At 67.9% G+C, this 14,859-nt stretch carries 15 protein-coding genes; 11 read left to right on the top strand and 4 right to left on the bottom strand.

What is annotated here, in order from left to right; genetic code table 11:
* The first annotated feature begins 19 nt into the window (after positions 1-19).
* Positions 20-646 carry a TetR/AcrR family transcriptional regulator gene (locus AC4ELH_RS17310; RefSeq protein ID WP_463805147.1) on the top strand — a complete coding sequence of 209 codons (627 nt, stop codon included), beginning with the start codon at positions 20-22 and terminating at the stop codon, positions 644-646.
* A 45-nt stretch (positions 647-691) separates the two neighbouring features.
* Here the strand turns inward: AC4ELH_RS17310 and AC4ELH_RS17305 are convergent, their stop codons facing one another.
* Together AC4ELH_RS17305 and AC4ELH_RS17300 are read right to left on the bottom strand one after the other, a co-directional pair.
* Positions 692-1,294: a DinB family protein gene (locus AC4ELH_RS17305; RefSeq protein WP_448448200.1), complete on the bottom strand. Its 603-nt coding sequence runs from the start codon at positions 1,292-1,294 to the stop codon at positions 692-694.
* Between the two features lie 3 nt (positions 1,295-1,297).
* The gene (locus tag AC4ELH_RS17300; protein ID WP_498885591.1) at positions 1,298-1,819 is read right to left on the bottom strand and encodes a DinB family protein; all 522 of its coding nucleotides are present in this window, start codon (positions 1,817-1,819) and stop codon (positions 1,298-1,300) included.
* A gap of 61 nt (positions 1,820-1,880) precedes the next feature.
* Here AC4ELH_RS17300 and AC4ELH_RS17295 point away from each other — a divergent pair, with 61 nt between their 5' ends.
* Positions 1,881-2,855, top strand: coding sequence for a helix-turn-helix transcriptional regulator (locus AC4ELH_RS17295; protein WP_498885589.1), 975 nt, complete (start codon positions 1,881-1,883; stop codon positions 2,853-2,855).
* Here AC4ELH_RS17295 and AC4ELH_RS17290 read toward each other — a convergent pair.
* Positions 2,848-3,396: a nucleotidyltransferase family protein gene (locus tag AC4ELH_RS17290; RefSeq protein WP_064886335.1), complete on the bottom strand. Its 549-nt coding sequence runs from the start codon at positions 3,394-3,396 to the stop codon at positions 2,848-2,850. The two genes, AC4ELH_RS17295 and AC4ELH_RS17290, sit on opposite strands and share 8 nt — an antisense overlap.
* Positions 3,397-3,461: 65 nt before the next feature.
* On the opposite strand from AC4ELH_RS17290, the gene AC4ELH_RS17285 reads away from it, so the two are divergent.
* From AC4ELH_RS17285 to AC4ELH_RS17270, 4 genes are read left to right on the top strand one after another with little or no spacing between them, the layout of a single operon-like run.
* Positions 3,462-4,214: an endonuclease/exonuclease/phosphatase family protein gene (locus AC4ELH_RS17285; RefSeq protein WP_498885587.1), complete on the top strand. Its 753-nt coding sequence runs from the start codon at positions 3,462-3,464 to the stop codon at positions 4,212-4,214.
* Between the two features lie 18 nt (positions 4,215-4,232).
* The gene (locus AC4ELH_RS17280; RefSeq protein ID WP_498885585.1) at positions 4,233-8,402 is read left to right on the top strand and encodes a glycoside hydrolase family 38 N-terminal domain-containing protein; all 4,170 of its coding nucleotides are present in this window, start codon (positions 4,233-4,235) and stop codon (positions 8,400-8,402) included.
* Entirely contained in the window at positions 8,399-9,016 is a 618-nt protein-coding gene (locus tag AC4ELH_RS17275) for a DUF7158 domain-containing protein (RefSeq protein WP_498885584.1), read from the top strand. Before AC4ELH_RS17280 ends, AC4ELH_RS17275 begins: the two co-directional genes overlap by 4 nt.
* Before the next feature lie 9 nt (positions 9,017-9,025).
* Positions 9,026-9,922, top strand: a complete 897-nt coding sequence (locus tag AC4ELH_RS17270) for an ROK family protein (protein WP_498885582.1) — start codon at positions 9,026-9,028, stop codon at positions 9,920-9,922.
* On the opposite strand, the gene AC4ELH_RS17265 is transcribed toward AC4ELH_RS17270, so the two are convergent.
* Complete coding sequence (locus tag AC4ELH_RS17265) at positions 9,823-10,257, bottom strand: winged helix-turn-helix transcriptional regulator (RefSeq protein WP_082963505.1); 435 nt, start codon at positions 10,255-10,257, stop codon at positions 9,823-9,825. The two genes, AC4ELH_RS17270 and AC4ELH_RS17265, sit on opposite strands and share 100 nt — an antisense overlap.
* A 75-nt stretch (positions 10,258-10,332) precedes the next feature.
* Here AC4ELH_RS17265 and AC4ELH_RS17260 point away from each other — a divergent pair, with 75 nt between their 5' ends.
* The 5 genes from AC4ELH_RS17260 to AC4ELH_RS17240 all read left to right on the top strand — a co-directional run bounded on the left by AC4ELH_RS17260 (position 10,333) and on the right by AC4ELH_RS17240 (position 14,555).
* Positions 10,333-10,785: an anthrone oxygenase family protein gene (locus AC4ELH_RS17260; protein WP_498885579.1), complete on the top strand. Its 453-nt coding sequence runs from the start codon at positions 10,333-10,335 to the stop codon at positions 10,783-10,785.
* 328 nt (positions 10,786-11,113) lie between these two features.
* On the top strand, positions 11,114-11,641 hold the full coding sequence (rplJ, locus tag AC4ELH_RS17255) for a 50S ribosomal protein L10 (protein ID WP_498885578.1): 528 nt from the start codon (positions 11,114-11,116) through the stop codon (positions 11,639-11,641).
* Between the two features lie 76 nt (positions 11,642-11,717).
* Entirely contained in the window at positions 11,718-12,104 is a 387-nt protein-coding gene (gene rplL / locus AC4ELH_RS17250; RefSeq protein WP_064886328.1) for a 50S ribosomal protein L7/L12, read from the top strand.
* 202 nt (positions 12,105-12,306) lie between these two features.
* The gene (locus AC4ELH_RS17245; protein ID WP_448448206.1) at positions 12,307-13,392 is read left to right on the top strand and encodes an ABC transporter ATP-binding protein; all 1,086 of its coding nucleotides are present in this window, start codon (positions 12,307-12,309) and stop codon (positions 13,390-13,392) included.
* 215 nt (positions 13,393-13,607) lie between these two features.
* On the top strand, positions 13,608-14,555 hold the full coding sequence (locus AC4ELH_RS17240) for a hypothetical protein (protein WP_448448207.1): 948 nt from the start codon (positions 13,608-13,610) through the stop codon (positions 14,553-14,555).
* The last annotated feature ends 304 nt before the right edge of the window (positions 14,556-14,859 follow it).

Here is a 14,859-nt window from a genome sequence, read left to right as displayed (position 1 = left end):
CCAGATCTAATCTGAAGGAATGACCGGAGCACCCACCCCGACCCGCTGGGCCGGTGTGCCGCTGACCGACCGCCGGGCCGAACGCCGCGCCCTGCTGGTGGACGCGGCTTTCCGGCTGTTCGGCGACGGGGGAGAGGCCGCAGTCTCGGTGCGCTCGGTCTGCCGCGAATGCGGCCTCAACACCCGCTACTTCTACGAGAGCTTCGCCGACACCGACGACCTGCTCGGTGCGGTGTACGACGAGGTCAGCGCTGCCCTGGCGGTCGACGTCGAAGCGGCGACGGCCAGCGCCGCCGATTCGCTGCGGGCCAGGACCCGCGCCGGGATCGCCGCGGTGCTGGGATTCAGCTCGGCCGACCCGCGGCGGGGACGGATCCTGTTCACCGACGCCAGGGCCAACCCGGTACTGGCCGCCCGCCGCACGGCGACCCAGGACCTGTTACGCGAGGCCGTGCTGTCCGAGGGCGGTCGGCTGCGCCCGGGTTCCGATCCGGTGGCCGCCCAGATCGGCGCGGCCATGTACACCGGTGCGATGGCCGAGCTCGCCCAGCAGTGGCTGAGCGGCAACCTGGGCGACGACCTCGACGTCGTGGTGGATTACGCGCTCCGGCTGGTGCTCGGCAGCGGCGGCGGTGCCGGCAATTAGACCCGGTGCCGCCAATTAGGCGCGGCCGGTAAGCACGCAGCGCCGTCAGGCTTGAGCGACCGGCCGCCACCGCTTGATCCACTCGGTCTCGGGCCACTCCTCTTCGGCCGCGAGCAACTCGTACATCGTTGCGCGATCGATCGATTCGCGGATGATGTCGGCATGCCCGGCGTGGCGGCTGAGTTCCTCGATCAGATGCATGACGACCCACCGCACCGACCAGTTGTCGACGTCCTGTGGGAACCACGGCACATCGTGGGGCACCGGAACCGCGGTGTCGAGGTCCCGCTCGGCGAACACCCGCAGCGTCTCGGCGTTCTGGGCCTTGAACGCGTCGAGTAGCCCGGCCAGGGTTTCGTCCTCGCGCATCACGTGCATGTCGGCGTAGTCGGCGGCCTGTTCCTCGAATGGGCGGGGATCGGCCGGTGGGAACTGCGGTCCGTGCTCGGCGCGGTCGGCCCAGCTCTTCTGCACGGCGGTGACGTGCTTGATCAGACCGCCGACCGACAGCGCGCTCACCGACGGCGTGGACCGCGCCTGCTCGTCGGTCAGGCCGTGCGCCACTGCGAAGAAGGCGTTCTGCTGAAAGGCGAGAAACTCGACAAGGTTCCGGCGTTCATCGGCGGCGGGAGGCGGCATTCCTGGCATGGTTCAGTTCTCCTTGTTGATTGAGTGGGCGTAAAGATCTCGGATACAAGCGATTTCGGCGCCGTGGTGGATCGCTTCCCGATTGATGTGCAGTACCAGCACGGCCATCGGCTCATCACCGTAGGGCCCCTCGGCGGGACCGCACGGACGTTGCAGGTCATCTTCGCTCAGCGACCTGAGCCCGTCGATCCAATTTCGGTACGCGTCGTCGAGTTGGTGCAGGGCCGTGGCCGCATCGGTGGCGTACGGCCACGACTCGTAGTCCGCCGGCGGTCCGCCGAAGTGCGAGTGGTTGCGCATCGCGAACACACCGACGATCACGTGTGCCAGCCGCCAGGCGATCGTGGTGAACGGTTCCGGTTGTGGCGGTGGATAACTGAAGTCGATGGCGCCGTCGGGGTGAACCGTCCAGCAGTCGGGGACCGGTGCCCAGAAGTACTCGTGGTCGGTGAGGCCGTCCAATCGCGGCCTCAGTTGATTCGTCCAGTGGAAGTCCAATTGATCGGCCAGAAGGTTTGTCCACATGAGACCACTGTTTCACGCATATAGGACAGTTTCGGTCCTAAAAATGCGGCAGACTTCTGACATGGCGGTGAGCAGTGAAACCACCGGCCGCGTGTTGCAACTCCTCGGCCTGTTGCAGGCGCGCCGGGCGTGGACGGGCGAAGAGTTGGCCGAACGGCTCGGGGTCACCACCCGCAGCGTCCGTCGCGACATCGAGCGGCTGCGCGACCTCGGCTACCCGGTCCACGCCAGCAAGGGGCAGGGCGGCGGCTACCAACTGGGCGCAGGTGCGGCACTGCCCCCGCTGCTGCTCGACCCCGACGAAGCCGTCGCGATGGCCGTCTGCCTGCGGCTGGCCGCAGGCGGAAGCGTCGCCGGCGTCGGCGAATCCGCCCTGCGGGCACTGTCCAAACTCGACCAGGTCATGCCCGCGCGGTTGCGGTCACAGGTCTCGGCGGTGCACGACGCCACCGTCACCCTTGCACCCAACGCGTCGGACTCCCCGGTGGAGCCCGAGGTGTTGATGACCCTGGCCCGCGCCTGCCGCGACCGCGAACACGTCAGTACCGACTACACCGACATTCGCGGCAACCACACCCAGCGGCGGCTCGAGCCCTACCAACTGGTGACCACCGGCCGTCGCTGGTACCTGATGGCCTACGACCGTGACCGTGAGGACTGGCGCAGCCTGCGGTTGGACCGGATGTCCACGGTGGCCGCGACGGGAACCACCTTCAGCCCGCGCGAAGCCCCGAACGCGGCCGACTATGTGCGCCGGTCGATCAGCTCCTCGCCCTACCGCTACCGAGCGCGGGTGCGGTATCACGCCCCGCAACAGGTTGTGGCGCAGAAGTTTCCACCGGCGTCAGCCACCGTCGAGGCGGACGGCCCCGCCGCCTGCATCGTCACCACCGGCGCCGACGACCCTGAACGCATGGTGCTTTATTTCGCCACCGTCGGCCACGACTTCGAGGTGCTCGAGCCGCCCGAGGTGGCCGCCGCCGTGCGCGCCGTCGCCGACCGCCTGCACCTGGCTGCGCGCGGCACGGTCAGGTGATCCCGAGGCGGTCGAGCAGCATCAGGAACGCCGCAGCGAAGTCATTGTCTGCGGTCGCGGCGCGCACCTCATCCCAGTCGACCTGCTCGCGCACCGCCCGGGCCGCGGGTAGCAACGGGGCGAAGTCGCAATGGTGTTCGTTGAGCGACCGCAGCTTCTCCGACACCACCAGCGTCGGCGGCAACACCGGCATCCGGACCGCGAGCACGTCCAACACCTCCGCGGAGGCCAGCGTCGCCGCATCCACCGACACCCCGTTGAGCTGGTAGAGCACGTCGACCAGCACGTCGTCGTCGGGATAGGCCTTGAACAACCAGTCCTCGGGTACATGCACGATCTGGAACCCGGCCTTGCGCAACGCCACCTCGGCCGCCTCGGCGTCCGTCTCGGCCACCACGAAATCGACGTCGTGAACCGGCTCGGGCGCGCCGTACACCCACAGCGCATAGCTGCCGCCGAGCGCGAAGTGCGGCCCATGCGCCTTGAATGCCGCGGCGGCGCGCTTCAGCGCGTCGCGCAGATCGTCGTTGCGGTCGAGCATGTGCCATCCCGGATCGGTCGGGCATCGCGATGGTGGAGCCGATGCAGAGTGGGTACTGAGTACCCATGCGGCTGGCCACTTTCAACATCCTGCACGGACGCAGTGTCCACGATGGCGACGTCGACCTCGGCAGACTTGCCGCCGCGCTGGCCGAACTCGACGCCGACATCCTCGCGCTGCAGGAAGTCGACCTGGATCAGCCCCGCTCGGGCAAGGCAGACCTGACCGCCGTGGCGGCCCGGGCGATGAACGCCGTGCACCATCGCTTCGTCGCCGCGATCTCCGGGACCCCGGGAGCCACCTGGATGGCTGCGACCGGCCGCGAACAACCCGGCACCGCCGCCTACGGCATCGCCCTGCTCACCCGGTACCCGGTCGAGAACTGGCAGGTGTTGCGGCTTCCCCGGATACCGGTCCGGTTCCCGATGTACGTCTCGGGCATCCGCCGGTTCCGAATCGTCCACGAAGAACCCCGGGCCGCGATGGTCGCGCGCATCGACACCCCACTCGGCGCGCTCACGGTGGCCAACACCCACCTGTCGTTCGTACCGGGATGGAACCGCCTGCAACTGCGGCATCTGGTGCGGGATCTGAGCGGCTTCCCGGCGCCGAGGCTGCTGATGGGAGATCTGAACTCAGGCGCGCCGGCCCACTGGCGCCCACTCGGGGAGGCCCCGACGTTTCCCGCCGACACGCCGACGACACAGCTCGACCACATCCTCACCGACGACCCGACACTGTTCGCCACTGCCTGCGTGGCGCCGCACCTACCGATTTCGGATCATCGGGCGTTGGTCGTCGACATTTCGGAGCGTTGAAGTCGTAGGGTTTTTCAGATGCGCGTCCTGTCAGTGGAGACGACGGAGCTGTTCGCCGGGCCGGAGGATGCCGCCCGGCAGCTGGTTCGGGTGCGATACGAGGCCTGCGCCGCGCCGACGCCGGTGCGGGTCAGCGGGGACGGGCTGACCGGTGAGGCGATGGCGGCCGCCGGGGACGGCACCGTCGAGGTCCCGGTGGACGTCGAGGGGGGCGTACCCGGGGAAGTCCGGCGCGCCCGGGTGGGTTCGATCGACTTCGACTTCACCGTCGCCGAACCCGGCTGGACGATGTACATGATCAGCCATTTCCACTACGACCCCGTCTGGTGGAACACCCAGGCCGCCTACACCAGCGTGTGGACCGAGGATCCGCCCGGCCAGTGCCGGCAGACCAACGGCTTCGATCTGGTGCACGCACACCTGGAAATGGCGCGGCGCGAACCGGAGTACAAGTTCGTCCTGGCCGAGGTGGACTATCTCAAGCCCTACTGGGATGCCCGGCCCGAAGACCGGGACGATCTGCGTCGCTTCATCGCCGAGGGACGCGTCGAGATCATGGGCGGCACATACAACGAGCCCAACACCAATCTCACCAGCCCGGAGACCGCCATCCGAAACTTCGTGTCGGGCATGGGTTTTCAACGTGACGTGCTGGGCGCCAATCCGGCCACGGCATGGCAGCTCGACGTGTTCGGCCACGACCCGCAGTTTCCCGGGATGGCGGCCGACGTCGGCCTGACATCCAGTTCGTGGGCCCGTGGGCCGCACCACCAGTGGGGGCCGATGCAGAACGACGGCGACCCCGAGCGCATGCAGTTCGCGAGCGAGTTCGAGTGGATCGCACCGTCGGGCCGCGGGCTGCTCACCCACTACATGCCCGCGCACTATTCGGCCGGATGGTGGATGGACTCCTCGGCCTCACTGGCCGAGGCGGAAGAATCCACCTACGCGCTGTTCACCAAACTCAAACGAGTTGCGTTGACCCGCAACGTGCTCCTGCCCGTGGGCACTGACTACACCCCGCCCAACAAGTGGGTCACGCAGATCCACCGCGACTGGAATGCGCGGTACCGCTGGCCGAAGTTCGTGTGCGCCCTGCCCTCCGAATTCTTCACCGCGGTGCGTGCCGAGGTCGACGAGCGCGGCATCACACCGTCCCCGCAGACCCGCGACATGAACCCGATCTACACCGGCAAGGACGTCTCCTACATCGACACCAAGCAGGCCAACCGGGCCGCCGAGGACGCGGTGCTCGACGCCGAACGGTTCGCCGTGTTCGCCGGACTGCTCGGCGGTGCGGACTACCCGCAGGCCGCCATGGCCAAGGCCTGGGTGCAGCTGGCCTACGGCGCACATCACGACGCCATCACCGGCTCGGAGTCCGACCAGGTCTATCTCGACCTGCTGACCAGCTGGCGCGATGCCTGGGAGCTGGGTGTCACCGCCCGCGACAATGCTCTGCGCCTGTTGTCGGACGCGGTGGCGGGGTTCGGCGGGCAGGAGCGCGGCGACCCGGGAATCGGCGCAGTGGTGGTGTGGAACGCCGTGGCGCACAACCGGACCGACATCGTCACCGTGCACCTGGAGGAACCGTTCCAGGGCAAGGTGCTCGATTGCGACGACAACGAGGTTCCCGTCCTGGTCGAACACGACGGGGTGACCGTGAGCTGGTTGGCCCGCGACGTGCCCTCGTTGGGCTGGCGGTCCTACCGGTTCACGGCCGGGACGGCGCACGGCTGGGAACCGGTGGCCGGGGATTCCATCGCCAATGACCGCTACCGCCTACGCGTCGACGCGGCCCGCGGCGGTGGGGTGTGTTCGCTCCTCGACGACGGGCAAGAGCTCATCGCCGACGGCGGCATCGGCAACGAACTGGCGGTCTACGACGAGTATTCGGCCCACCCCGAGGCCGGGGAAGGGCCGTGGCACCTGCTGCCCACCGGTCCGGTGGTGTGCTCCTCGGCAGCCCCGGCCGAGGAGGTGCAGTGCTACCGGAGCGCGCTCGGTCAGCGGGTGGTGGTGCGGGGCCGCATCGGAGAGTTGTTGCGCTACACCCAGACCATCACGCTCTGGTCCGGTGTGGACCGGGTCGATTGCCGCACCGTCATCGACGAATTCGTCGGGGCCGACCGCCTGGTGCGGCTGCGCTGGCCCTGCCCGGTGCCCGGAGCGCTGCCGGTGAGCGAGGTCGGTGACGCCGTGATCGGCCGCGGATTCGGGCTGCTGCACGAACATTCGGCCCACCACGCGGTGGACGCGGCACAACACCCGTGGACCCTTGACAACCCGGCCTACGGTTGGTTCGGGCTGTCGTCGGCCGCGCGGGTGCGGATCGGCTCGGACGTCCGGGCGGTTTCAGTGGCCGAGGTGGTCGCTCCCGACGACGGCACCGACGCACGGGATCTGATGGTGGCCCTGGTGCGGGCCGGGGTGACCGCCACCTGCAGCGCCGCGGACAAACCCCGCTACGGCGATCTCACGGTGGACTCCAATCTGCCCGACACCCGGTTCGCGCTCGGTGGGCCCGATGAAAACCCTTTCGCCGCAGCTGTTCTCGCCGAAGCCGAGATCGCCTACTCCGACGAGTTCAAACGCCAGATCGACGCCACCGGATCGGCCCGCGTCTGGGTGCCTGCCGTCGCGCCCCTGCCCGAACAGTGGGTGCCCGGTGCCGATCTGCGCGGAGTGCGAAGCCTGCCGGTGCTGATCCTGGCCGGTGACCTCGACACGGTGGTCGAGGACCTGGGTGACGCCGAGATCGTCGTCACCCAGCAGGCTGCCGCGGCGGCCGAGCCGTTCGAGGCCCGCACCGTGGCACTGCTGAACCGTGGCGTGCCGAGCTTCGCCATCGAACCGGACGGCACCCTGCACACGTCGCTGATGCGGTCCTGCACCGGCTGGCCGTCCGGCACCTGGATCGACCCGCCGCGCCGTACCGCACCGGACGGCTCCAACTTCCAATTGCAGCACTGGACCCACACATTCGACTACGCGCTGGTCACCGGGGCCGGAGACTGGCGGGCCGCGGGGGTTGCCCCCAGCGCCGCGGAGTTCAACCGGCCGCTGCAGCCGGTGGTGGTGGATACGGATGCCGGTGGCGGACTGCCGGCGTGGGGTTCGCTGCTGGAGATCGAGCCGGCAGGCACCGTGCAGCTGGGTGCGCTCAAGGCCACGGGGAACCCGCTCGCGTCGGGCAGCGTCCGCAATTCCGACCCGGCCGACGGCGTCACCGCGCGCCTGGTCGAGATCACCGGCAGCGCTGCCGAGGTCACCATCCGGTCCGGGCTGCGCGCGGTCTCGGCCGCTGCGAACCTGAACCTGCTGGAAGAACCGGAGCCGCAACAGCCCTCGCATCTGAGCCTGCACGGCTACCAGATCGCCACGGTGTCCACCCAGTTCAACCTGCCGAAGGTGTTGCGCGGCGAGCACCAGCCGCTGGCACCCGAAGCCGAGGCGGCCCAACCGTTGTACGCCAGGTACTGGCTGCACAATCGCGGCCCGGCGCCGCTCGGTGGCCTTCCTGCCGTCGCATACCTGCATCCGGAGAGCGTTGCCGGACAACCCGATACCGAGGTGGTCGTGCGGCTGACGGCGGCCAGTGACTGCACCGACGCCGCGCTGCACGGCCGGGTCAGACTGCATGGGCCGCCGGGATGGGACGTGCAGCCCGCCGAGCTGCCCTACGTCCTGCCACCTGGCGAACATCTGGAAACCGATGTGGTGCTGAGCATCCCGCCCGGTGCCGCACCCGGGCTGTACCCGGTGCGTGCCGAACTCTCAGTGACCGGCAGCGGGTCGGAGGCCTTGCCGCCGTCGTGGCGGCAGGTGGTCGAGGACGTCTGCATCGTCACGATCGGCGAACCCGATGCGTACGTGCTCAAACTGGTGTCCGAGCCGCAGGCCGTCGACGTCAAGGCGGGTGAGACCGCGCGACTGTCGATGACGATCGGCACCGACGCGGTCACGGGTCTGAACGCCGAGGCTCACCTGATCAGCCCGTGGGGAACCTGGGAGTGGATGGGGCCGGCCGCGGCCGGCATCGAGGTACCAGCGGCGGGCACCGCCGAGGTGGTTTTCGACGTCACCCCGCCGTCGTGGGTCGAACCGGGGGAGTGGTGGGCGTTGATCAGAGTGGGCTGCGCCGGGCGGCTGGTCTACTCCCCGGCGGTGAAGGTGACGGTCCGGTGAACCCGGCGGAATGCGTGGCACGGGTGGCCGGAGAACCGGTGTCGGTCAAGGAGATCGACGATCGGGAGGCGACGTTGCGGGCGGGAAACCGCGCCTCGGCGCTGCCACGCCCCGGGACCAGCGAGGGCCGGCAATTGCGCCGCTGGCTCACCCAGCTGGTGGTTGCCGAGCGGGTGGTCGATGCCGAGGCCTGCGCGCGCGGACTGTCCGGCCTCGGCGCGCCCGGCCGGGACGAGCTGCTGCCCGACACCGCGGCCCGGTTGGAGATCGGCAGCGTCGCCGCCGCCACTCTGGATTGCGCCACGGCACGCGCCGTGTTCGCGGAGGTGACTGCTGCGATAGAGGTTTCAGAGGCGGAGGTGGCTGCCTACCACGCGCGCAATCCGCTGCGATTCGCGTTGGCGCAGGCCGGGTCCGACGGGTGGCGGGGCCGGCCCGTGGCGCCGTCGCTGGATCAGGCGCGCCACCGGATCGCCGCTCACCTGCGGGCGGCCGCGCGCAGGCAGGCGTTCCGGCAGTGGCTCGACACCCGTTGCGCGGCCCTGGTGGAACTCGCGGCCGGGTACGAGCACCCCGGCGATCCCCGTCAGCCGGACAACACGCACAAGCACTAGGAGCGCCACGTGACCCTCACCCTCGCGCTCGATATCGGCGGCACCAAGATCGCCGTCGCCCTGGTCGACGCCGAGGGACAGCTGGTGCATCGGGCGCAGCTGCCGACCCCCGACGGTGATGCCGAGTCGGTGTGGGCCGTCGTCGAGAAGCTGCTCGCCGAGACCTTGCAGACGGCGGACGGCGCCGCAGCCGCCGTCGGTATCGCCTCTGCCGGTCCGATCGACCTGTCGGGCGGCACGGTCAGCCCGATCAATATCTCCGAGTGGCAACACTTTCCGATAGTCGAGCGCGTCGCCGCCGCCACCCAGCTGCCGGTCCGGCTCGGTGGCGACGGGCTGTGCATGGCGCTCGGCGAGCAGTGGTGCGGCGCGGGGCGGGGCGCCCAGTTCCTGCTCGGCATGGTGGTCTCGACCGGGGTCGGGGGTGGTCTGGTGCTCGACGGCGCCCCGTATGACGGCCGCACCGGCAACGCCGGGCACGTCGGCCACGTTGTCGTCGCCCCCGACGGCGGCGACCTGTGCACGTGCGGTGGGCACGGCTGCGTCGAGACCATCGCGTCCGGACCCAGCATGGTGCGGTGGGCGCGGCGGCACGGCTGGGACGGTACTGACGCGAAGGCGCTCGGTGACGCGGCGAATCAAGGAGATGAGCTGGCCCTCAAGGCCTTTCATCGAGGTGCGCGGGCGGTGGCGACGATGATCGCCTCGGTGGGCGCGGTGTGTGACCTGGACCTGGTGGTGATCGGCGGGGGAGTGGCCAAATCCGGGGCGTTGTTGTTCGACCCCGTGCGCGCGGCACTGGCCGACTACGCCGGGCTGGAATTCTTGCGGGGGCTACGGGTGGTCCCGGCCGAACTCGGCGGTGACGCCGGCCTGGTCGGCGCGGCGGCGCTGGCACGCGGCTGACGCTTCTGCTTCTGGATCTCCATGTGGGTGCGGCCCCAGTCGCACAACGCACCGAGGACCGGCGCCAGCGTCTGGCCGTACTCGGAGATCGAATAGTGCACGCACGGCGGCACCGTGCCCGCGTCGTGGCGCTCGATGATCCCGGCGTCGACCAGATCGTGCAGATGCCGGATGAGCATCCGCTCGGTGATGTCAGGAATGCTGCGGCGCAGTTCGGCGGTGCGCATCGGCCCGTCGGCCAGCCGCCACAGGATGGTGCCCTTCCAGCGCCCGTCGATGACCGACAACGTCGCGTCGATCGGGCACTCTCCGATCTCTTTCTTGGAAACCGCCACGGTTCCGGCCCTCCCTAAGCTGACTAATTTGTCAGTACCTTGTTTTTTGTCAGCATACTGACCAGCCTGGATGGTATGGAAGAAACCGTGCAGATCCTTGCGGTGATCATCACCGGCCCGCTTCTGGGCGTCGAGTTCGGCGTCGCCGCCTTCACCAACCCGATCCTTCAGCGCCTACCTGACGCCGCCTACCGTCAGGCCCGCGGCACCGGCGCCAAGATTCTCGGGACGGCGATGCCGTTCTGGTACATGGCAGCGGTGGCGCTGATGATCGCCGCCGCGGTGTTCCGCCCCGGGCCCCTGCTCATCACGCCGGTCGTGCTGATGGCGCTGGTCATCCTGCTGACCCTCACCACGCTGGTGCCGATCAACAACCGCGTCGCCGCGGGATCCGGCGGTGATGGGGGCGGTGGCGAGGACCCCGGGCAGTTCCATGAACTGGTCAGCCGCTGGGACCGCCTGCACTGGGTGAGGGTGGGACTGGTGGCCGCCGCATTCGTCTGCCTGGTGCTGGCCGGCGCGCGCTGAGGCGCGGCGAGCGCGCGCATACTGCTGGTTTATGACGGCGTGTCGGGGGACAGACACGCGCGCTCGCGGTGCAGAAGGGGCAAACGGGAGCGCGTTTTGGCTGATTGGTGAGTGTTCGGCTACTCTGGTCGGGTTCCACCGAAGACCGTCGGTCACCTAGCAATAGGTTGAAGGTCCGGGAAATGTCCCGGCGGCCCACGCAGGAGGACGAGGCTAGACCAGTTTCGTATTGGTTATTTCTGCGCCCCGACCTGTCTGCGTCGGGGCGTTCGTCATTTCACGGCCCCAAGTTGGTGGAGCGCCCGATACCCACCACAAGGAGGCATGCATGGCCAAGGCTGACAAAGCCACGGCGGTTGCCGACATTGCTGAGCAGTTCAAGGCGTCGACGGCCACCGTCGTCACCGAGTACCGCGGGCTGACTGTGGCGAACCTGGCTGAGCTGCGTCGTTCCCTCGGCGACTCCGCCACGTACACCGTCGCCAAGAACACTCTGGTGAAGCGCGCCGCTTCCGAAGCCGGCATTGAAGGTCTCGACGAGCTGTTCGCCGGTCCCACGGCGATCGCGTTCATCCAGGGTGAGCCCGTTGACGCCGCCAAGGCGATCAAGAAGTTCGCCAAGGACAACAAGGCGCTCGTCATCAAGGGCGGCTTCATGGACGGCAAGGCGCTGTCCGTCGCCGAGGTCGAGAAGATCGCCGACCTCGAGTCGCGCGAGGTTCTGCTCGCCAAGCTGGCAGGTGCCATGAAGGGCAACCTGTCCAAGGCCGCAGGCCTGTTCAACGCGCCCGCTTCTCAGGTTGCCCGCCTCGCGGCGGCGCTGCAGGAGAAGAAGGCTGCCAGCGACGCTGCCTAGTAGCCGCTTCCGCTCAGCAATCGCAACCGCACAAACCACCCAACATCTGTAAGAAAAATCAGGAAGGACCATAAACATGGCCAAGCTGTCCACCGACGAACTGCTCGACGCGTTCAAGGAAATGACCCTGCTGGAGCTCTCTGAGTTCGTGAAGCAGTTCGAAGAGGTCTTCGAGGTCACCGCTGCCGCCCCGGTCGCCGTTGCCGCCGCGGGTGCCGCCCCGGCCGCCGCCGAGGCCGCCGAGGAGCAGTCCGAGTTCGACGTCATCCTCGAGGGTGCCGGCGACAAGAAGATCGGCGTCATCAAGGTCGTCCGCGAGATCGTCTCCGGCCTGGGTCTGAAGGAAGCCAAGGACCTGGTCGACAGCGCCCCCAAGCCGCTGCTGGAGAAGGTCACCAAGGAAGCCGCCGAGGACGCCAAGAGCAAGCTCGAGGCCGCCGGCGCCAGCGTCAGCGTCAAGTAGTCCAAACCCGGACCGCAAGAACCCCCGAATCCCGACGGATTCGGGGGTTCTTTGCTTGGATGATCACGATTGGTTCGTTTGGAGCCCGGGTACTCCCGAATATTGGGAGACAACCATGTGTGTGCGATGCACCGTGCGCTATGGTGACTCAAGCCACAGGCGCAGCAGGTGGCGGGGTGAGCCGTAGGCGGAAGGATCTTTGATGGGCGTCCAAATCGACGTGACGGGACTGAGCAAATCTTTTGGATCGTCAAAGATTTGGGAAGACGTCACGATGTCGATTCCCGAGGGTGAGGTCAGCGTGTTGCTGGGCCCGTCGGGTACCGGCAAGTCAGTGTTCCTGAAGTCCCTGATCGGCCTGCTGCGCCCCGAGCGTGGCTCGATCGTCATCGACGGCACCAACATCCTGGAGTGCTCGGCCAAGGAGCTCTACGAGATCCGCACCCTGTTCGGTGTGCTGTTCCAGGACGGCGCGCTGTTCGGCTCGATGAACATCTACGACAACACCGCCTTCCCGTTGCGCGAGCACACGAAGAAGAGCGAGAGCGAAATCCGCAACATCGTGATGGAGAAGCTCGAGCTCGTCGGTATGCCCAACGATGGGCACAAGTTCCCCGGTGAGATCTCCGGTGGTATGCGCAAGCGTGCCGGCCTGGCCCGTGCCCTGGTGCTCGACCCGCAGATCATCCTGTGCGACGAGCCGGACTCCGGTCTGGACCCGGTGCGTACCGCGTATCTGTCCCAGCTGTTGATCGACATCAATGCGCAGATCGACGCCACGGTGCTGATCGTGACGCACAACATCAACATCGCCCGGACCGTGCCGGACAACATCGGCATGCTCTTCCGTAAGCAGCTGGTCATGTTCGGCCCCCGCGAGGTGCTGTTGACCAGCGAAGAGCCCGTCGTCAAGCAGTTCCTCAACGGACGCCGTATCGGCCCGATCGGTATGTCGGAGGAGAAGGACGAGGCGACCGCGGCCGCCGAGCAGGCCATGCTGGATGCCGGTCAGCACGACGGCGGTGTCGAGGAGATCGAGGGTGTGCCGCCGCAGCTGTCGGCCACTCCCGGTATGCCTGAACGTAAGGGTGTGGCCCGCCGCCAGGCTCGGGTGCGCGAGATCCTGCACACCCTGCCGCCGGCTGCGCAGGCCGCGATCCTCGATGACCTTGAGGGCACGCACAAACTGCCGGTGCACGAGTTCGGCGACGAGCCCACCGCGCGCCACCACCGCCCGGTCGAGGACGACGCTCCCACCGGGGCCATCGAGGTTCCTCACCAGAGCTGAGTTTTGACAATCAGGCCGGGCCCATCGGGTCCGGCCTGATTTGTGTCGTGAGAGAGCAGGAGCCGAATGCACGCGCAGCGGGGCCGCCCCACCCGATTCGAGAAATTGGGCGGTGACGTCACCCGGGCGCACGGCGTCGCGCACCGGCACATGACCAACCAGCTGGCGCGCGCCGAATACCTCTCCAAAACTGGCTGTGGGTCGTTTTGGCCCTGGTGACCGTGGTCGTCCCCGCCGTTCTCGTTCTTTCCGCCCAGATACCGTTCTCGGGCGAGAACCTCCCTTATCTCCTGTACGGGCTGGTGTTCGCCGTCGCCATGGGGGTCGGGATCTTCACCGTGTTCGGTTTCGGCGTGTTCGTTCTCGCAGGACCCCGGAGTTGGGCGCTCAAGCTGCCTGCCGGCACCGCCATGTGGGCCGAGTTCAGGCCGGAGGCCATCGGAATCGGCTGGTTGGAGCACTTCAATGCGCTCTACCTCGACCAGGTACTTCAGGTCCGGCGTGTTGACTCGGTCCTCGTCGTGCAGGGCGTCGGTGGCATCGAACTGCTGATCCCCGACGAACTCGTACCGCCGGACGTCGCCGCCACATTGCTGGCCACCTTCAAAGGGCCTCGTCGGGTGGTTCCGTCGTATCCGGACGCGACGCCCGGTGCGAGGCAGCGGACGGGTCCCGACGGGGTGACCCGCACCAGGGACATTGCCGACGCCGGTTTGGCCGGCCAACTGGGCGCCGCGGTCAAGCGCAGTGTCGTGACGCGGTTGGCGCTCGCACTCGCGATCCTGGTACCGCTGGCGGTGCTCGGCTATTCGTACGTCGAGGACGGGGAGCTGACCGCGTCTTCGGTGCTCCGCGCCGCTGTGCTGCTGATCGCGGCCGTCGGTGCGTTCACGTACGTGGTGTACTTCGCCACGCCGGCGAAATTCCGTCAGTTGGTTCCGCCCGGAGCGCCGATCGCCGCCGAGTTCGGTCCGCAGCAGATCGGGGTGCGTCTGGGAGGCCATCTGCAGATCCTGAAGCTGGCGGGTATCGAGCGAATCTGGCACGCTGACCACGTATTTCACGTCTCGGCGCGGGGTTTGGGAACAGGTCTGGTCATCCCGGAGCGGTTGGTCCCGGCGGATGTCGCATCAGGGCTGTTCGCGCAATTCGGCGCGGCGTGACCCGCGGACAAGATAACGCCGGTTCAACCGTTGCGCGAGCTGCGGATCCGGGGCAGAGTTGGGCGCATCAAACCGCGCGTCACCTCTTGACGGAAGGCCATGGACAGGCCAATCTGTTGGGCAGCATGTGTGAAGGGTTTAGTGGACGCCAGCCAGCGCCGGGTGACCCAATTCATGCAGTGGATGTGTGGTGGTTGAGGAATGCGCCGTCTTGCGCTATCGTTGGACGTTGCGCTGGCTGCACCCTGCCCACCCTCACCTGATCTGCACATAATGTTCTAGCCTGAGCGTTGCTCAGTATCTA

This window comes from Mycobacterium shunyiense (genome assembly GCF_058270075.1).
Note: the sequence above shows the minus strand (reverse complement) of the source record. Positions and strands in the feature narration are given on the sequence as shown.